General features: G+C 69.1%; 18 protein-coding genes and 1 riboswitch. Of the genes, 16 read left to right on the top strand and 2 right to left on the bottom strand.

Features of this window, described 5'->3' with window-relative positions:
- Positions 1 to 23 precede the first annotated feature (23 nt).
- A complete protein-coding gene (locus GD1_RS20955) occupies positions 24 to 290 on the bottom strand; it encodes a helix-turn-helix domain-containing protein (RefSeq protein ID WP_059039417.1) in 267 nt (88 codons plus the stop codon).
- A gap of 88 nt (positions 291 to 378) precedes the next feature.
- Here GD1_RS20955 and map point away from each other — a divergent pair, with 88 nt between their 5' ends.
- From map to ribD, 3 genes are all read left to right on the top strand, one after another.
- Entirely contained in the window at positions 379 to 1,146 is a 768-nt protein-coding gene (gene map, locus GD1_RS20950; protein WP_059039415.1) for a type I methionyl aminopeptidase, read from the top strand.
- A gap of 86 nt (positions 1,147 to 1,232) precedes the next feature.
- The gene (rpe, locus tag GD1_RS20945; protein ID WP_059039414.1) at positions 1,233 to 1,904 is read left to right on the top strand and encodes a ribulose-phosphate 3-epimerase; all 672 of its coding nucleotides are present in this window, start codon (positions 1,233 to 1,235) and stop codon (positions 1,902 to 1,904) included.
- 19 nt (positions 1,905 to 1,923) lie between these two features.
- Positions 1,924 to 2,961 (top strand): bifunctional diaminohydroxyphosphoribosylaminopyrimidine deaminase/5-amino-6-(5-phosphoribosylamino)uracil reductase RibD, encoded by a 1,038-nt coding sequence (ribD, locus tag GD1_RS20940; RefSeq protein WP_059039413.1) that lies wholly within the window; start codon positions 1,924 to 1,926, stop codon positions 2,959 to 2,961.
- A gap of 38 nt (positions 2,962 to 2,999) precedes the next feature.
- Here ribD and GD1_RS20935 read toward each other — a convergent pair whose 3' ends face one another.
- Positions 3,000 to 3,215 carry a LapA family protein gene (locus GD1_RS20935; RefSeq protein WP_244882938.1) on the bottom strand — a complete coding sequence of 72 codons (216 nt, stop codon included), beginning with the start codon at positions 3,213 to 3,215 and terminating at the stop codon, positions 3,000 to 3,002.
- A gap of 199 nt (positions 3,216 to 3,414) precedes the next feature.
- Positions 3,415 to 3,564, top strand: a riboswitch (FMN riboswitch).
- A 52-nt stretch (positions 3,565 to 3,616) separates the two neighbouring features.
- On the opposite strand from GD1_RS20935, the gene GD1_RS20930 reads away from it, so the two are divergent.
- From GD1_RS20930 to ppc, 13 genes are all read left to right on the top strand, one after another.
- Positions 3,617 to 4,273, top strand: a complete 657-nt coding sequence (locus GD1_RS20930) for a riboflavin synthase (RefSeq protein WP_059039411.1) — start codon at positions 3,617 to 3,619, stop codon at positions 4,271 to 4,273.
- A 6-nt stretch (positions 4,274 to 4,279) separates the two neighbouring features.
- On the top strand, positions 4,280 to 5,614 hold the full coding sequence (locus tag GD1_RS20925; RefSeq protein WP_053776490.1) for a bifunctional 3,4-dihydroxy-2-butanone-4-phosphate synthase/GTP cyclohydrolase II: 1,335 nt from the start codon (positions 4,280 to 4,282) through the stop codon (positions 5,612 to 5,614).
- Positions 5,611 to 6,081, top strand: coding sequence for a 6,7-dimethyl-8-ribityllumazine synthase (ribH, locus tag GD1_RS20920; protein WP_053776491.1), 471 nt, complete (start codon positions 5,611 to 5,613; stop codon positions 6,079 to 6,081). The genes GD1_RS20925 and ribH overlap by 4 nt, the downstream gene beginning before the upstream one ends.
- A gap of 17 nt (positions 6,082 to 6,098) precedes the next feature.
- Positions 6,099 to 6,584: a PH domain-containing protein gene (locus GD1_RS20915; RefSeq protein ID WP_244882936.1), complete on the top strand. Its 486-nt coding sequence runs from the start codon at positions 6,099 to 6,101 to the stop codon at positions 6,582 to 6,584.
- Between the two features lie 194 nt (positions 6,585 to 6,778).
- Positions 6,779 to 8,833 (top strand): excinuclease ABC subunit UvrC, encoded by a 2,055-nt coding sequence (gene uvrC / locus GD1_RS20910; protein WP_059039410.1) that lies wholly within the window; start codon positions 6,779 to 6,781, stop codon positions 8,831 to 8,833.
- Entirely contained in the window at positions 8,830 to 9,780 is a 951-nt protein-coding gene (rapZ, locus tag GD1_RS20905) for an RNase adapter RapZ (RefSeq protein WP_053776492.1), read from the top strand. The genes uvrC and rapZ overlap by 4 nt, the downstream gene beginning before the upstream one ends.
- Positions 9,777 to 10,775 carry a gluconeogenesis factor YvcK family protein gene (locus GD1_RS20900; RefSeq protein WP_059039409.1) on the top strand — a complete coding sequence of 333 codons (999 nt, stop codon included), beginning with the start codon at positions 9,777 to 9,779 and terminating at the stop codon, positions 10,773 to 10,775. The genes rapZ and GD1_RS20900 overlap by 4 nt, the downstream gene beginning before the upstream one ends.
- A gap of 76 nt (positions 10,776 to 10,851) precedes the next feature.
- Positions 10,852 to 11,835 (top strand): DNA-binding protein WhiA, encoded by a 984-nt coding sequence (gene whiA / locus GD1_RS20895; protein WP_507742490.1) that lies wholly within the window; start codon positions 10,852 to 10,854, stop codon positions 11,833 to 11,835.
- A gap of 190 nt (positions 11,836 to 12,025) precedes the next feature.
- Positions 12,026 to 13,045, top strand: coding sequence for a type I glyceraldehyde-3-phosphate dehydrogenase (gap, locus tag GD1_RS20890; protein WP_020790391.1), 1,020 nt, complete (start codon positions 12,026 to 12,028; stop codon positions 13,043 to 13,045).
- Between the two features lie 37 nt (positions 13,046 to 13,082).
- Positions 13,083 to 14,294 (top strand): phosphoglycerate kinase, encoded by a 1,212-nt coding sequence (locus GD1_RS20885; protein WP_059039408.1) that lies wholly within the window; start codon positions 13,083 to 13,085, stop codon positions 14,292 to 14,294.
- Between the two features lie 3 nt (positions 14,295 to 14,297).
- Entirely contained in the window at positions 14,298 to 15,089 is a 792-nt protein-coding gene (gene tpiA, locus GD1_RS20880; RefSeq protein ID WP_053776494.1) for a triose-phosphate isomerase, read from the top strand.
- 125 nt (positions 15,090 to 15,214) lie between these two features.
- On the top strand, positions 15,215 to 15,454 hold the full coding sequence (gene secG / locus GD1_RS20875; protein WP_020793290.1) for a preprotein translocase subunit SecG: 240 nt from the start codon (positions 15,215 to 15,217) through the stop codon (positions 15,452 to 15,454).
- Between the two features lie 149 nt (positions 15,455 to 15,603).
- A complete protein-coding gene (gene ppc / locus GD1_RS20870) occupies positions 15,604 to 18,441 on the top strand; it encodes a phosphoenolpyruvate carboxylase (RefSeq protein WP_059039407.1) in 2,838 nt (945 codons plus the stop codon).
- Positions 18,442 to 18,592: the final 151 nt, after the last annotated feature.

Below are 18,592 nucleotides of genomic sequence, written 5' to 3'. Positions count from 1 at the left end.
GAGCCGGGACCGAACCCGACAACTCACATGGCGAGTGGTTCCTCGGTGGTGCCGCGCCAGACGTCGACGGCATCGGTGATCGGCAGTCCGACGGCGTCGCAGATGGCGACGACGGTCCCGAAGCTCGGCGTCGCGATCCGTCCGACCTCGATCTTGCGGAGCGTCTCGGGGGAGATCCCGGCGCTGCGGGCCACGGTCTCGGGATCGCGACCGGCGCGGACACGGCGCAGCAGCGCGCCGAGTCGTCGACCGGAGTCGATCTGTTCAGGGGTCAGCGGCACACGCACCATGTACCGGAGCATACCGGTATTTGTGTACCGGGCGTGCTAGCGTGGTGTCGGTATTGAAATACCGTGACACCTGAGGAGAGACCACGACGTGATGGAACTGAAGACCCCGGCCGAGATCGACAAGATGGCGGTCACCGGCGCATTCGTGGCGGAGGTGCTCGAGACGCTGTCGGCGAAGGCCGAACCCGGCGTCAATGTCCTCGACCTGGAGAAGCACGCCCGCACCATGGTCGCCGACCGCGGCGCCGAGTCGTGCTACTGGGACTATGCACCGTCGTTCGGCAGCGGTCCGTTCCGCAACGTGATCTGCCTGTCGGTCAACGACGCCGTGCTGCACGGCATGCCCCATGACCATGTCCTCGCCGACGGCGACGTCCTCAGCCTCGACTTCGCGGTGTCGATCGACGGCTGGGTGGCCGATTCGGCGGTCACCGTCCAGATCGGCGACCCGCGCCCGCAGATCACCACTCTGATCGATTCCACCCGGCGCGCCCTGGCCGCCGGGATCGCCGCCGCCGTCCCGGGCGGACGGCTCGGTGACATCTCCGCGGCGATCGGCACGGTTGCCGCCGACGGCGGCTATCGGGTGAACACCGACTTCGGCGGGCACGGACTCGGCCACACCATGCACGAGGACCCGCACATCCCCAACCGCGGGCGCCCCGGACGCGGTCTCAAGCTGAAGGCCGGGATGACGCTGGCGCTGGAGCCATGGTGGGGGACGGGTACCGACGAGCTCGTCACCGACCCCGACGGTTGGACGCTGCGCCTGGCCGACGGCACACCCGGGGCACACACCGAGCACACCGTGGCGATCACCGACGACGGGCCGCGCATCCTCACCGTTCGGGGCTGAGGCGCCGGTCACCTCGCGTCCGGCCGTGCGTCGGGGCAGCGCGCCGACCGCGTAAGTTGTCTGCCATGAGTTCCCAGCTTGCCCCGATGATCGCGCCCTCGATCCTGTCGGCGGACTTCGCCAATCTCGCCGCCGAGGCCGCAGCGGTCTCCGGTCCCGGACCCTCGCGCGCAGACTGGCTGCACGTGGACGTGATGGACGCCCACTTCGTTCCCAACCTCACCCTCGGACTGCCGATCGTGCAGAGCCTGCTCAAGGCCACCGACATCCCGCTCGACTGCCACCTGATGATCGAGGACCCGGCCCGCTGGGCGCCGCCGTATGCCGAGGCCGGCGCCCACAACGTGACCTTCCACGCCGAGGCCACCGACAACCCGGTTGCGGTCGCCAAGGACATCCGCGCGGCCGGCGGCAAGGCCGGACTCGCGATCAAGCCGGGTACCGCGCTCGAGCCGTACCTGGAGATCCTGCGCGACGTCGACACCCTGCTCGTGATGAGTGTGGAACCGGGCTTCGGCGGCCAGAAGTTCATGCCCGAGGTCCTCGACAAGGTCCGCGCGGTCCGTAAGCTCGTCGACTCCGGTGATCTGCGCCTGCTGATCGAGATCGACGGCGGTATCGCCGACTCGACGATCGCCGAGGCGGCCGAGGCCGGTGTCGACTGCTTCGTCGCGGGCTCCGCGGTCTACGGCCCGGAGGATGCCGGGGCCGCCGTCGCCGCCCTGCGCGCCAAGGCCGCCGCACACCGGGCCAAGTGACTCCGACGCGTAACCGCCGATGACCGTCGATCCCGACCGCCTCGCCGCGGCGATGCGCCTGGCGATCGACGAATCGGCCGGGGCGCTGGGGCTGTCGAGGCCCAATCCGTCGGTCGGCGCGGTGATCCTCGCCGACGACGGCACCGTCATCGCGCGCGGGCACACCCAGGCGGCCGGTGGGCCGCACGCCGAGGTGATGGCGTTACGTGCCGCCGGACCGGCGGCACGTGGGGCCACCGCGGTGGTGACCCTGGAACCGTGTAACCACACCGGCCGCACCGGGCCGTGTGCGCAGGCGCTCATCGACGCCGGGGTCGCGCGGGTGGTCTACGCCGTCGGCGACCCCAATCCCACCGCATCCGGCGGGGCCGATCGGCTGCGGGATGCGGGCATCGAGGTGATCGCCGGTCTCGGTGAGCGGGACGCCATGTCGGGGCCGCTGCGGGGCTGGCTGTTCCGGCAACGCCACGGCCGTCCGCTCGTCACCGCGAAACTCGCCGCCACCCTCGACGGGCGGATCGCCGCCCCCGACGGCACCAGTCAATGGATCACCGGCCCCGAGGCGCGGGCCCGTGTCCATCGGCAACGCGCCCGGCTCGACGCCATCATCGTGGGCACGGGCACCGTGGTCCGCGACGATCCGGCACTCACCGCCCGGCTACCCGACGGCAGCCTCGCCGAACGCCAGCCCATCCGGGTTGCCATGGGGCACAGGGATATCCACTCCGATGCGCGGATCGCGTCGTCGGCGGCGGGGGAGTTCCGGCAGGTCCGCAGCCACGATCCGGCCGATGTGCTCGCCGCGCTGTCCGACACCACCTGGGTGCTCGTCGAGGGTGGCCCGAGGATCATCGGGGCCTTTCTCGACGCCGGACTGGTCGACGAGATCGAGGCCTATGTGGCGCCGACGGTGCTCGGGGCAGGACGGTCGGCGATCGAACGACCGGCGGTCACCACCTTGTCGGAGGGCTCCCGACTGCGGCTGGTCTCGGTGGAGACCATCGGCGACGATGCCCTGCTCATCTCGCGCAGCGACCGGCTGCCCGACCGGGGATAGGGTCCGGCCGGGGTGCCGACACCGGTCTCAGTGTGGGTTCAGCCCTTCGCGGCCTTGCGCTTGGCGCTGTTACGTCCGAGTATCCAGCCGGCGATCAGTCCGCAGAGCGCGATGATCGTGTAGATCAGCCACTGCCACGAGGAGATGCTCAGGAACAGGAAGTTGACGCTGACCTTCTCCCGGTTCTGCACGATGAAGATGATCGCGACCACAACCAGGATCAGCGGGAGCCAAAACCGTTTCAGGAGATCCACGATCGCTCCACCGCCCCCGGTGCCGCCCGCCGTCGCGGGGGAGTTCGCAGTACCGTTCGCCATGGTGGCGCCGCCTTCCGACAGTGGTGGATCGAGCGAGTTGTCGACTGCGACAAATCGTATCCCAGCCCACCCGCGGCGGAGGAGTGTCAGGGACTGCCGGTGGTTGCGTGTCCCCGCGACGTGCTAGCTTCGATACGTACGTTCTCGGGGCGGGGTGAAAATCCCCACCGGCGGTGAGTCCCACGCAAGTGAGACCGAGCCCGCGAGCGCTCATCGAGAGGTGAGGACAGCAGATCCGGTGTGAATCCGGAGCCGACGGTCACAGTCCGGATGCGAGAGAACAAGGCGGCGACCCGCGCCGTCCTGTCGGCTTCGAGAGAGCAGGACAGGAGGACTGGGTGTTCACCGGTATCGTCGAAGAACTGGGCACCATCGTCGGGCGCGACGAACTCAGCGACGCCGCACGACTCACCATTCGGGGACCATTGGTCACCTCTGACGCCGGTTTCGGCGACTCGATCGCGGTCAACGGCGTCTGTCTGACCGTCGTCGAATGCACCGCCGACGAGTTCACCGTCGACGTGATGGCCGAGACCCTGCGTCGGAGTTCGCTGGACCGTCTCGGACGGGGTAGCCCGGTCAATCTCGAACGGGCGATGCCCGCCGGTGGACGCTTCGGCGGTCACATCGTGCAGGGCCACGTCGACGGCACCGGCACTATCGTCGCGATCAGTCCGTCGGAGAACTGGACGGTCGTACGGATCGGCATCGACCGTGCCCTCAGCCGTTACCTCGTCGAGAAGGGATCGATCACCGTCGACGGTGTGTCCCTGACCGTTTCGGCCGTCAGCTCGCCGGCGTCCCCGGCCGCTTCCGACGGTCCCGGTGAATGGTTCGAGATCTCCCTGATCCCCACGACGTTGGGTGAGACCAACCTCGGATCGGCCGCGGTGGGGGCCGTGGTCAACCTCGAGGTCGATGTCATCGCCAAGTACGTCGAGCGTCTCCAGTCCACAGCCGGCACGACCGTGCCCGGCGCAGCAGAGGTGAAGTGATTACCGATGAGTGACAACAAGAACGCGGCCCCCGCTGCCGACGACACCGTCGTCGACGAACCCGCACCGCGCGTCGAACTCGACACCGTCGAGCGTGCGATCGCCGACATCGCGGCCGGCAAGGCCGTGGTGGTGGTCGACGATGAGGACCGCGAGAACGAGGGCGACCTGATCTTCGCCGCCGAGAAGGCCACCCCCGAACTGGTGGCGTTCATGGTGCGCTACACCTCCGGCTATCTGTGTGTGCCGCTCGCCGGGGACGACTGTGATCGTCTCGGGCTGCCGCCGATGTACTCGATGAACCAGGACAAGCACGGCACCGCCTACACCGTCACCGTCGACGCCCGCGAGGGCATCGGCACCGGCATCAGCGCCTCCGACCGCGCCACCACCATGCGGCTGCTGGCCGAGCCGTCGTCCACCGCAAATGATTTCACCCGGCCCGGACATGTCGTGCCGCTGCGCGCCAAGGAAGGCGGGGTGCTGCGCCGTCCCGGCCACACCGAGGCCGCCGTCGACCTCGCCCGCCTGGCGGGTCTGGCCCCGGCCGGCGTCATCTGCGAGATCGTCTCGCAGAAGGACGAGGGCTCGATGGCCCAGACCCCCGAGCTGCGTGTCTTCGCCGACGAGCACGATCTGGCGCTGATCTCGATCGCCGACCTGATCGCCTGGCGCCGTCGCAACGAGAAGCATGTCGTGCGTGTCGCCGACGCCCGGATTCCCACCCGCCACGGTGATTTCCGCGCCGTCGGCTACACCAGCATCCACGACGACGTCGAGCACGTCGCCCTGGTGCTGGGTGACATCGCCGGTGCCGACGGCACCGGCAGCGACGTCCTCGTGCGCGTGCACTCCGAGTGCCTGACCGGCGACGTCTTCGGGTCGCTGCGCTGCGACTGTGGTCCGCAGCTCGACGCGGCGATGGAGATGGTCGCCGCCGAGGGCCGCGGCATCGTGCTCTACATGCGCGGCCACGAGGGTCGCGGTATCGGTCTGCTGCACAAGCTGCAGGCCTACCAGCTGCAGGACGCCGGCTCCGACACCGTCGACGCCAACCTGCAGCTCGGCCTGCCCGCGGACTCGCGCGACTACGGTCTCGGCGCCCAGATCCTGGTGGACCTCGGGGTGACCTCGATGCGTCTGCTCACCAACAACCCGGCCAAGCGGGTCGGGCTCGACGGCTACGGCCTGCAGATCGTCGAGCGTGTGCCGATGCCGGTGCGCGCCAACGAGGAGAACCTGCGGTACCTGCGTACCAAGCGTGACCGCATGGGTCACGATCTGATCGGACTGGAGAAGTGGGACGGAGTCCCCGCGACCGGAGAGGCGGACCCCGCATGAGCGGTGCCGGTGAACCCACACTCGAACTCGAGGGCGCCGGCGGGCTGAAGCTCGCGATCGTCTCGTCGCAGTGGCACGAGACCATCTGCACCGCGCTGCTCGACGGCGCGCTGCGGGCCGCCAAGCAGCACGGCGTCACCGATCCGACCGTCGTCCAGGTCGCTGGCGCCATCGAACTGCCGGTGATCGTGCAGGCCCTGGCCCGCACCCACGATGCGGTGGTCGCGCTCGGCGTGGTGATCAAGGGGGAGACCCCGCACTTCGACTACGTGTGCGACGCGGTGACCGCGGGCCTGACCCGGGTGTCGCTGGACGAGTCCACCCCCGTCGGCAACGGCGTGCTGACCACCAACACCGAGGCCCAGGCCCTCGCCCGGGCGGGTCTGCCGGATTCTTCCGAGGACAAGGGCGCGCAGGCGACCACCGCGGCCCTGGCCTCGGCGCTGGTCCTGCGGTCCTTGTCGTGACGGGACGGTCCTCCGGCGTGAGCGGTGAGATCGACGACGCGCAGACGCACGGGGGCGGTTCTGCGGACGACTGGGAGTTCGAGTACCGCTCACGGCGACTGGCGGTGATCGGTGTGGTGATCGCGGTGGTGGTGCTGGTCATCCACATCACCTTCGGGGCGCTGCTGACCATCTCCAACACCGGCCCGGACAACATCGGCTTCGCCGACCAGGCCGCGGTCATCCTGATCGGTGTGGTGATCGCCGGTGCGGTGATGCTCCTGGCCCGTCCGCGGCTGCGTGTCGGACCGCAGGGTGTCGCCGTCCGCAACCTCGCCACCGAGCGGGTCTTCGGCTGGGACCAGGTACTCGGCCTGGACTACCCGGAGAAGGGGTTCGGCGGGCAGCTCGAACTGCCCGGCGACGAGCACGTGCCCGTGCTGGCGATCCAGGCCGGGGACGGCGAGAAGGCCGTCGCGGCGATGGAACGCTTCCGGGCGATCGAGGCCCGTCACCGCCCCTGAGTACAGCACGCCGCTGAACACGTGACGCCGCCGGACGGGGTCGCCGACGACGATCGTCGGGCCCATGCGCACCGGCGATCACCTGCGCTGTGATCAGCTGCGCGGTGAGCGCCGGCGTCGGGATGGGGTGCACGGTTCGGCCCGACCGGTGCGCCGGGCACATCTTCGTCGGTACGGGTGACTAGCCTGGAAACGTGGCCGATCCGAGTACCTACCGTCCCGCCCCCGGGACGATCCCCACCGATCCGGGGGTGTACAAGTTCCGCGATCAGCACGCCCGGGTGATCTACGTCGGCAAGGCCAAGAACCTGCGGTCCCGGCTGACGTCGTACTTCGCCGACATCGCCTCGTTGCACCCGCGTACCCGTCAGATGGTCACCACCGCGGCGTCGGTGGAGTGGACGGTGGTCGGTACCGAGGTGGAGGCACTCCAGCTCGAGTACAACTGGATCAAGGAGTTCGACCCGCGGTTCAACGTCCGCTACCGCGACGACAAGTCCTATCCGATGCTCGCGGTGACGATCAACGAGGAGTATCCGCGGCTGTTCGTCTATCGCGGTCCGCGGCGCCGCGGGGTCCGCTACTTCGGCCCGTACTCGCATGCCTGGGCGATCCGGGAGACCGTCGATCTGCTGACCCGGGTGTTCCCCGCACGCACCTGTTCGGCGGGGGTGTTCAAACGGCACGGGCAGATGGGCCGGCCGTGTCTGCTCGGCTACATCGAGAAGTGTTCGGCCCCGTGTATCGGGCGGGTGTCGGCGGCCGAGCACCGTGAGATCGTCGACGACTTCTGCGACTTCCTGGCCGGTCGCACCGACCAGATGACCCGCCGTCTCGAGCGTGCGATGACCTCTGCGGCAGAAGAACTCGACTTCGAGCGGGCGGCCCGCCTGCGGGACGACCTGTCGGCGATGCGGCGGGCGATGGAGAAGCAGGCGGTGGTGCTCGGCGACGGCACCGATGCCGACATCATCGCGATGGCCGGTGACGACCTCGAGGTGTCGGTGCAGATCTTCCACGTCCGCGACGGCCGGGTGCGCGGCGAACGCGGCTGGGTGGTGGAGAAGTCCGAGGACCACTCGCCCGGCGAGCAGGTGGGCCAGTTCCTCACCCAGTTCTACGGTGGTGAGGTCGACCTCGACGCCACCGTGAACGTCGGCGCCGACCGCGCCCGCGGGGAGTCGGTGCCCCGGGAGGTACTGGTGCCCGCGCTGCCCGACGACGCCGACGAACTCACCGAGTTCCTCAGTGATCTGCGGGGCAGCCGGGTCAGTCTGCGGGTGCCGCAGCGTGGCGACAAGAAGGCGCTGTTCGAGACGGTCGAACGCAATGCCGGCGAGGCCCTGGCACGGCACAAGCTGCGCCGCGCGGGTGATCTGACGACCCGCTCGGCGGCACTGACCGAACTGCAGGACGGGCTGGGACTCGACCAGGCGCCGCTGCGTATCGAGTGTGTGGACATCTCGCATGTGCAGGGCACCGACGTGGTGGCGTCGCTGGTGGTGTTCGAGGACGGACTGCCACGCAAATCCGACTACCGGCACTACTCGATCCGGGAGGCGGCCGGCGACGGGCACTCTGACGACGTCGCCTCGATAGCCGAGGTCACCCGACGCCGGTTCCTGCGTCATCGCGCCGATCAGGAGGCCGGGGCGCAGGCGGCGGTGGTCGATCCGGACACCAACCGGCCCAAGCGTTTCGCCTATCCGCCCAACCTCTATGTGGTGGACGGCGGTGCGCCACAGGTGCATGCGGCCGCCGCGGTCCTCGACGAACTCGGCGTCACCGATGTCGCGGTGATCGGGCTGGCCAAGCGGCTGGAGGAGATCTGGGTTCCCGGCGACGACGAGCCGGTGATCCTGCCGCGGTCGAGTGAGGCACTGTTCCTGCTGCAGCGGGTGCGTGACGAGGCCCACCGGTTCGCGATCACCTTCCACCGGTCCAAGCGCAGCAAGCGGATGACCGAGTCGGTGCTCGACGGGGTTCCCGGCCTCGGCCGTGCCCGCCGCACCGCGCTGGTCACCCACTTCGGGTCGGTCGCGCGGCTGCGGCAGGCGAGTGTCGAGGAGATCGCCGAGGTACCCGGCATCGGCGTCGGCACCGCTCGCACGGTGCACGAGGCGCTGGTGCGAGAGGATCGTCCCCGGGGCGACGAGACGGCCCCGAGCGACGACAGAACGCAGACAGACGAGTCCGTACCGGCGGGAACAACCGTGCCGGTGGGCTCCGCACAGGAGGGCAGCGCATGACGACGAGCAGTGCCGAGACCAGTGGGGGCACACCCGCCGACCGCGACCGGGAGGTCGACGATCTCGACGACCTCGTCGTGCTGTTCGTCGCGGGTCTGTCCGGCGCCGGACGCTCCACCGTCGCCAACGTCCTGGAGGACGACGGCTGGTACGTCGCCGACAACGTGCCGTCGACGCTGATCTCGACGATGGTCGACACCATCCGCGAGAACGACCCGCCGATCCTGCGGCTGGCGATGGTGCTGCGTGCCTCCGACGGGTCGCTCGGGGGTGAACTGGCCGCGCTGCGCGCCGGTCTCGAGGCCACCGGCACCCGCACCCGACTGATGTTCCTCGATGCCAGCGATCAGGTGCTGGTACGGCGATTCGAGCAGGTCCGCCGGCGGCATCCGCTGCAGGGCAACGGCACCCTCGTGGAGGGCATCGCCCGGGAACGGGTGATCCTGGCGCCGCTGAAGGACGCCGCCGATCTCGTCGTCGAGACCTCCACCCTGACCGTCGCGAAACTGCGTGAGGTGGTGGAGGAGTCATATCCGCATGACGCCGGCTCGCCGCTGAGCGTCGCGGTGCAGTCGTTCGGGTTCAAGTACGGTCTGCCGATCGACTCCGATCTCGTCGCCGACGTCCGGTTCCTGCCCAACCCGTACTGGGTGACCGACCTGCGGGAGCTCAACGGGCGCGACGCGCCGGTCCGCGAGTACGTCCTGGGGCAGGACGACGCCGAGGACTTCCTCTCCCTCTACACCCGGCTGGTCGCCGTGGTGGGGAAGGGGTATCTGCGAGAAGGCAAGCGCTACATGACGATCAGCATCGGCTGTACCGGTGGCAAACACCGCAGTGTGGCGATTGCCGAGGAGCTCTCGCGGCGGCTGCGCCGGGCCGCCGACGACGCCGGCGCCACCCGCTACGACGTGCGGGTCAGCCACCGCGATCTGGGGCGCGAATGACCATGCGGATCGCCGCACTCGGCGGCGGCCACGGCCTGTACGCGACCCTGACCGCGATGCGGTACCTGAGCCCGGAGGTGACCGCGGTGGTCACCGTCGCCGACGACGGCGGGTCGTCGGGCCGGTTGCGGGCCGAGCTGGGGGTGATCCCGCCGGGCGATCTGCGGATGGCGTTCGCCGCCCTGATGTGTGCACCGGCCGCACTGGCCGACGTCGAGCAGCGGTCGGGACCCGACGCCGTGCGCCGCCACCAGCTGTGGGCGGAGACCTTCCAGCACCGGTTCGGCGGCTACGGCGCGCTGGCCGGGCATCCGGTCGGCAATCTGCTGCTGTCGGGGCTCGGTGAGGTGCTCGGCGACCCGATCGCGGGCCTCGACGAGCTGATGCGGGTCTTCGACGTCGACGGCCGCGTTCTGCCGATGTCGACGGTGCCGCTGCAGATCGAGGCCGACGTGTCCGGCCTGGAGTCCGATCCGCGGATCTCCCGGGTCATCCGGGGCCAGGTGGCGGTGGCCACCACCCCCGGCAAGGTGCGCCGCGTGCGGCTGATGCCCCCCGATCCGCCGGCCGCCCCACCAGCGCTCGCGGCGATCGAACAGGCGGACCTGGTGGTACTCGGACCGGGCTCGTGGTTCTCCAGCGTGATCCCGCACGTCCTGGTTCCCGAGCAGCTGGAGGCATTGCGCCGCAGCGACTCCCGTAAGATCTTGTTCGTCAACCTGGCACCGGAGCCCGGGGAGACCCCGGGATTCTCGGTGGAGCGGCACCTGCATGTGCTGCACGCCCATGCCGATCGACTCCGCATCGACCACGTCGTGGTGGACGAGTCGTCGGTCCCGGCCGGACGCGAACGCGAACATCTCGAACGCGCGGCAGGTCTGTTCGGTGCCACGCTCGATGTCGGTGATGTGGCGGTGCCCGGACGGCACGTCCACGATCCGGTGAAGGTGGCCGCTCTGGTGAACCAACTGTGCGACCGTGAATTGAACCGTTAGGCTGTCCCGACGTGTGTTGCGGACTGCCACACGTTGTGAAGGGGCAAACCCGGTGACGATCGGAGGTCAGGGACCGGTGGCGATGACCGCTGCGGTGAAGGATGAACTGAGTCGACTCACCGTGACGCAGGTGAGCGCCCGAAAAGCGGAGGTCTCGGCTCTGCTGCGCTTCGCCGGGGGACTGCACATCGTCGGCGGCCGGGTGGTGGTGGAGGCCGAGGTGGACCTCGGCAACGTCGCCCGCAGGCTGCGCCGGGAGATCCACGACCTGTTCGGATACAACTCGGAGGTCCACGTGCTCCGGAGTGGTGGACTGCGCAAGTCCGCCCGCTATATCGTGCGCGTCACCCGCGAGGGGGAGGGACTGGCCCGCCAGACCGGACTGCTCGACATGCGGGGCCGGCCGGTCCGCGGTCTGCCCGCACAGGTGGTCGGCGGCAGTGTCGCCGACGCCGAGGCGGCGTGGCGCGGCGCATTCCTCGCACACGGCTCGCTCACCGAGCCGGGCCGCTCGTCGGCCCTCGAGGTCAGTTGTCCCGGACCGGAATCGGCGCTCGCCCTGGTCGGCGCGGCGCGACGGCTGGGGGTGTCGGCCAAGGCCCGTGAGGTACGCGGCGCCGACCGTGTGGTGATCCGCGACGGCGAGGCCATCGGCGCCCTGCTCACCCGGATGGGTGCACACGACACCCGGCTGGTGTGGGAGGAACGGCGGATGCGCCGTGAGGTCCGGGCCACCGCCAACCGCCTCGCCAACTTCGACGACGCCAACCTGCGCCGCTCGGCGCGTGCCGCGGTGTCGGCGGCCGCCCGTGTCGAGCGCGCGCTGGAGATCCTCGGCGACGACGTCCCCGATCATCTCGCCGCCGCCGGGGCGCTGCGCATCACCCACCGGCAGGCCTCGCTCGAGGAGCTCGGCCAGCTCGCCGACCCCCCGATGACCAAGGACGCCGTCGCCGGCCGGATCCGCCGGCTGCTGTCGATGGCCGACAAGAAGGCGCGCACCGAGGGCATCCCGGACACCGAGTCGGCGGTCACCAACGACCTGCTCGACGAGGCCTAGACCCGACGGCGTGTCGTCCGGGCAGGTGATCGCCGGGCCCGCTGTCCGCAAAGTCGGACCCGTCAGGGTGCCCCCGATGTGGCGTCCTACTAGGCTGTGGGGCGAGCCGGTCTGCCACGAGTCGATCGGCGCAGGAGAAGCGGCGTGGCCAGATGGCCGGTAGCCGAGACAACCGCTAAGGAGCACACCAGTGACTGTTCGGGTAGGCGTCAACGGATTCGGCCGCATCGGCCGCAACTTCTTCCGTGCCGTCGAAGCGCAGAAGGCTTTGGGCACCACCGACATCGAGATCGTCGCGGTCAACGATCTCACCGACAACGCCTCGCTGGCGCACCTGCTGAAGTTCGACTCGATCCTGGGTCGTCTCGACAAGGACGTGAGCCTCGAGGGCGACGACACCATCGTCGTCGGCGAGCAGAAGATCAAGGCCCTCGAGGTCAAGGAGGGCCCGGCGGCGATTCCGTGGGGCGACCTGGGCGTCGACGTCGTCGTCGAGTCGACCGGTATCTTCACCGCGCGTGCCAAGGCCCAGGGTCACCTGGACGCCGGCGCCAAGAAGGTCATCATCTCCGCGCCGGCGAGCGATGAGGACATCACCATCGTCATGGGCGTCAACGACGACAAGTACGACGGCAGCCAGAACATCATCTCCAACGCCTCCTGCACCACCAACTGCCTCGGGCCGTTCGCCAAGGTCCTCAACGACGAGTTCGGCATCGTCAAGGGCCTGATGACCACCATCCACGCCTACACCCAGGACCAGAACCTGCAGGACGGCCCGCACAAGGATCTGCGTCGCGCCCGCGCCGCGGCCATCAACATCGTCCCCACCTCCACCGGTGCGGCCAAGGCCATCGGCCTGGTGCTCCCGGAGCTGAAGGGCAAGCTCGACGGCTACGCCCTGCGTGTGCCGATCCCCACCGGCTCGGTCACCGACCTGACCGCGGAGCTCTCCAAGGAGACCACCGCCGAAGAGGTCAACGCCGCGATGAAGGCTGCCGCCGAGGGACCGCTGAAGGGCATCCTGAAGTACTACGATGCGCCGATCGTCTCCAGCGACATCGTCACCGACCCGCACAGCTCGCTGTTCGACGCCGGCCTGACCAAGGTCATCGGCAACCAGGTCAAGGCCGTCTCCTGGTACGACAACGAGTGGGGCTACTCCAACCGTCTCGTCGACCTCATCGGCCTGGTCGGCAAGTCTCTCTGACCCACCCACTGACCACGACGTACGGAGCAACGCTGCAATGGGTGTACCCACTCTGAAAGACCTTCTGGACGAAGGCGTTTCGGGTCGCGGGGTGCTGGTCCGGTCGGATTTCAACGTCCCGCTCGACGGGTCGACGATCACCGATCCGGGCCGGATTCTCGCCTCTCTCCCGACGCTCAACGCGCTGATCGACGCCGGTGCCAAGGTGATCATCACCGCCCATCTGGGCCGCCCGAAGGGCGAACCCGACCCGAAGTTCTCGCTGGCCCCGGTCGCCGAGCGCCTCGGGCAGGAACTGGGCCGCAACGTCCAGCTCGCCGGTGACGTCGTCGGCACCGACGCGCTCGCCCGCGCCGAGGGGCTGACCGACGGCGACGTGCTGCTGCTGGAGAACATCCGGTTCGACCCGCGGGAGACGTCCAAGGACGAGTCCGAGCGGGCCGCGCTGGCCGCAGCCCTCGTCGAGCTCGTCGGCGAGGACGGGGCCTTCGTCTCGGACGGTTTCGGGGTGGTGCACCGCAAGCAGGCATCGGTGTACGACGTCGCCAAGCTGCTCCCGCACTACGCGGGTGAGCTGGTGGCCGCCGAGGTCGACGTGCTCTCCACGCTGACCACCGATCCGGCTCGTCCGTACGCGGTGGTGCTGGGCGGGTCCAAGGTGTCGGACAAGCTCGGCGTGATCGAGGCGTTGGCCCCCAAGGTCGACACCCTCGTGATCGGCGGCGGCATGGCCTTCACCTTCCTGGCCGCCCAGGGACACGGCGTCGGTTCGTCGCTGCTGCAGGAAGACCAGATCGAGGTCTGCAAGGACCTGCTGGAGCGCTTCGGCGACGTCATCCACCTGCCGCAGGACGTGGTGGTGGCCGACCGCTTCGCCGCCGATGCGGAGGCGAAAACCGTTGCCGCCGACGAGATCCCGGACGGATGGATGGGCCTGGACGTGGGCCCGGAGTCGGTCAAGCGCTTCGCCGCGCTGCTGACCGGCGCCAAGACCATCTTCTGGAACGGTCCGTCGGGCGTGTTCGAGTTCGAGAAGTTCTCGGCCGGCACCAAGGGTGTCGCCGAGGCCATCGCGCAGGCCACCTCGTCGGGTGCGTTCAGCGTGGTCGGTGGAGGCGACTCCGCGGCCGCGGTCCGCACTCTGGGGCTGCCGGACTCCGATTTCTCGCACATCTCCACCGGAGGTGGTGCCTCACTGGAGTACCTGGAGGGCAAAGAACTTCCCGGTCTCAAGGTTCTGGAGAGCTGAACGATGTCCTCATCACGTAAGCCGCTCATCGCCGGCAACTGGAAGATGAACCTCAACCATCTCGAGGCCATCGCCCTGGTGCAGAAGCTCGCCTTCGCTCTCCCGGCGAAGTACTTCGAGAAGGTCGACGTGACGGTGATCCCGCCGTTCACCGACATCCGCAGCGTGCAGACCGTCGTCGACGGCGACAAGCTGCTGCTCACCTACGGTGCGCAGGATCTGTCGGCACACGACTCGGGCGCCTACACCGGCGAGATCAGCGGTGCGTTCCTGGCCAAGCTGGGCTGCACCTTCGTCGTCGTCGGACACTCCGAGCGTCGCACCCTGCACGCCGAGACCGACGAGGTGGTGCTGGGCAAGACCAAGGCCGCGCTGCGCCACGGGATCACCCCGATCGTGTGCATCGGCGAGGGCCTGGAGGTCCGCGAGTCCGGCGAGCACGTGGCGTTCAACGTCGCGCAGCTCAAGGGTTCGCTGGCCGGCCTGACCGCCGAGGAGATCGGCAAGGTCGTCATCGCCTACGAGCCGGTCTGGGCGATCGGCACCGGCCGGGTGGCCAGTGCCGCCGACGCCCAGGAGGTGTGTGCCGCCGTGCGTGCGGCCCTGGCCGAGATCGCCGACGAGGCGACCGCGGCATCGGTGCGCATCCTCTACGGCGGATCGGTGAATTCCAAGAACGTCGGCGACATAGTCGGCCAGACCGACGTCGACGGTGCACTCGTCGGCGGCGCGTCGCTCAAGTCGGACGAGTTCGCCACGCTCTCGGCGATCGCCGCCGGCGGGCCCCTGCCCTGATCGGCGACCCGCTACGCGTACACTGGGCGGGTCGGTTCGTCACCTTCTGACGGACCGGCCCGCCCTGGTGCGCGCGGCGACCCAACTCTGTGCCACCACCCACGACCGGACAGGACCTGCGACTCGTGCTCGAAACCGTGCTGGACATCGGACTCATCGTCACCAGTGTGCTGCTGGTGATCCTGATCCTGCTGCATCGCGGCAAGGGCGGCGGCCTGTCGTCGCTGTTCGGTGGCGGTGTGCAGTCGAGCCTGTCGGGCTCGAGTGTCGTGGAGCGCAACCTCGACCGGCTGACCATCTTCGTCGGCCTGGTGTGGTTCATCTTCATCATCGGGATCGGTGTCGACATCAAGTTGTCCGCCTGATCCTGCCCGGGGGATAGTGCCCCGAGATCTTTCCCTCGCCCCGGCGTCGGCCCCGTGCCCGCCGGGGCGAGGTGTGTCCGTGGTCCGATCTTCGGCGGCGCCGCGTTTCTGAGATGCCACATCACCGGGTTGGCGCAATACTGAACGCCATGACCTCATCCGTCCCATCCCACGGTGCCCCGGACTGGCGTCCGTCGATCTCGATCGTCGAGCACGTCGTCGTCGACGACGAGGGACGAACCCTCACCGAACCGTTGCGCGAGGACATCCGTCTGCTCGGCGGCATCCTCGGTGACGTGGTCCGCGAGCACTCGGGTGCCGAGACCTTCGACCTGGTCGAGAATGCGCGGATCGCGGCGTTCCGGATCCGCCGGGCGGAGATCGACCGCGACGAGCTGGCCGACATGTTCACCGACCTCGACATCGGTGTCGCGCTGCCGATCATCCGCGCGTTCACCAACTTCGCGCTCCTGGCCAATCTGGCCGAGGACATCCACCGCGAACGCCGCCGCAGCCTGCACGTGCGTGCGGGTGACGCGCCGCAGGACAGCAGCCTCGCCGCCACCTACGCCAAGCTCGCCGCCGCGGACCTGCCCGACGCCGAGGTGGGGCGTGCGCTCGCCGATGCGACCGTGGTGCCGGTGATCACCGCCCACCCCACCGAGACACGTCGGCGCACCGTGTTCGAGGCGCAGAACCGGATCACCGAGCTGATGCGGTTCCGCGGGCGCACCGAACTCACGCCGGACGAGGACGCGGAGGTGGTCGAGGGTATCCGCCGGCAGATCCTTACCCTGTGGCAGACCGCGCTGATCCGACTCGAACGCCTCACCATCCAGGACGAGGTGCGGGCCGGACTGCGCTACTACGACGCCTCCTTCTTCGACGTCGTCCCCGCCATCAACACCAAGGTGCGGGCCGCCCTGCGCGAGGCGTATCCGGAGGCCGGGCTGGCCGACGACCCGATGATCCGGATGGGATCGTGGATCGGCGGCGACCGCGACGGCAACCCGTTCGTCACCGACGAGGTGGTCACCCTGGCCACGTCGCTGGCCGCGCAGACCGCCGTCGCCCACCACCTGTCGGAGCTGCGGCTGCTCACCCAGGAACTGAGTATGTCGGCGCGCCTGATCGACACCGATGCCGGCCTGCTGGAGCTGGCCGGGGCGAGTGCCGACGACCCGACGGCCGACGAACCGTTCCGGCTCGCCTTGCGCCACATCCGTTCCCGGCTCGGGGCGACCGCGGCGGAGATGTTCGGTGCGGAGTTCCTCGCATCCCTCGACCAGGTGGTGTTCGACGGCACGCAGGCCTATGCGACCGCCGACGAACTGCTCGCCGATCTCGATGTGGTGGACGCCGCCTTGCGCGACAACCGGGACGACAGCATCGCCGACGACCGGCTCGCGCGGTTGCGAGAAGCGGTGCGCACCTTCGGGTTCAACCTGTCCGGGCTGGACATGCGGCAGAACTCCGACATGCACGAGGAGGTGATCGCCGAGCTGTTCGCCTGGGCCGGGGTGCACCCGGACTACCGTTCGCTCGACGAGGACGCCCGGGTGCGGGTGCTGTCGGCGGAGCTCACCTCACGCCGCCCGCTGGTGCGGCCCGATGCCGAGCTGTCGGAGTTGGCGATCAAGGAGCTCGGCATCGTCCGGGCCGCCGCCGCGGCGGTGGCGACCTTCGGCCCGCAGGCCGTGCCGAACTACATCATCTCGATGTGTACCTCGGTCAGCGACATGCTCGAACCGATGATCCTGCTCAAGGAGGCGGGACTGATCGACGTCGACGCCGAGACCGGCAAGACGGTGTCGACGGTGCGTATCGTCCCGTTGTTCGAGACCATCGAGGATCTTCAGCAGGGCGCCGAAACCCTGCTCGCCGCATTGGATCTGCCGTTCTATCGCGAGCTGGTCGCGGGGCAGGCCGACATGCAGGAAGTGATGCTCGGCTACTCCGATTCCAACAAGGACGGCGGCTACATGGCCGCGAACTGGGCCCTCTACCGCGGCGAACTCGACCTGGTCGAGGCCGCCGAGAAAGCCGGTATCCGGTTGCGCCTCTTCCATGGTCGCGGTGGCACCGTCGGCCGCGGCGGTGGTCCCAGCTATGACGCGATCCTGGCGCAGCCGCCGGGCGCGGTGCAGGGCTCGTTGCGGATCACCGAGCAGGGCGAGATCATCGCCGCGAAGTATGCCGAGCCGGTGATCGCCGAACGCAACCTGGAGACCCTGCTCGCCGCGACCATCGAGTCGTCGCTGCTCGACGTCGAGGGTCTGGGGGAGGAGTCGGAGGACGCCTACGCCAACATGGACGAGATCGCCGCGCTGGCCCGCACGGCGTATTCGGCACTCGTGCACGAGACCCCGGGCTTCGTGGAGTACTTCACCACGTCGACGCCGCTGTCGGAGATCGGTGCGCTCAACATCGGCAGTCGTCCCGCCTCACGCAAACAGACCGAGAAGATCTCCGACCTGCGGGCCATCCCGTGGGTGCTGTCGTGGACGCAGTCGCGGGTGATGTTGCCCGGCTGGTACGGCACCGGCGCCGCCTTCGAGCAGTGGGTGGGCGAGAGCCCCGAGCGTCTGGCCACCCTGCAGCGGTACTACGAGAAGTGGCCGTTCTTCCGCACCGTGATGTCCAACATGGCGCAGGTGTTGGCCAAGTCCGACATGGGACTGGCCCACCGCTATGCGCAGTTGGTCCCAGACGAGACGTTGCGCGACACCGTTTTCGGGATGATCGTCGACGAGCACGAGCGCACCATCGCGATGTACTCCAAGATCACCGGCACCGACGACCTGCTCGCCGACAATGCCGCCCTCAAGCGGTCGGTGTACAACCGCTTCCCCTACCTGGAGCCGTTGAACCTGCTGCAGGTGGAGTTGCTGCGTCGGTTCCGCGCCGGCGACGACGAATCCCGCGTCCGCCGCGGTATCCAGCTGACCATGAACGGCCTCGCGACCGCGCTCCGCAACAGCGGTTAACAGTTCGGGTGGTGACCGGCTCGATCTTCAACGGGCGGTTGGTGGTTGAGCCGACGAGGAGCCTTGCGACGAGGCGTGTCGAGACCTCGGGTGGCCGGGTTGCCAACCCGGCCGCCTCCGAGGTGGTCACCTCTCACCGTGTGCTGCGGAG

It is taken from the genome of Gordonia desulfuricans NBRC 100010 (assembly GCF_001485495.1).
Lineage (GTDB): Bacteria > Actinomycetota > Actinomycetes > Mycobacteriales > Mycobacteriaceae > Gordonia > Gordonia desulfuricans.
Note: the sequence above shows the minus strand (reverse complement) of the source record. Positions and strands in the feature narration are given on the sequence as shown.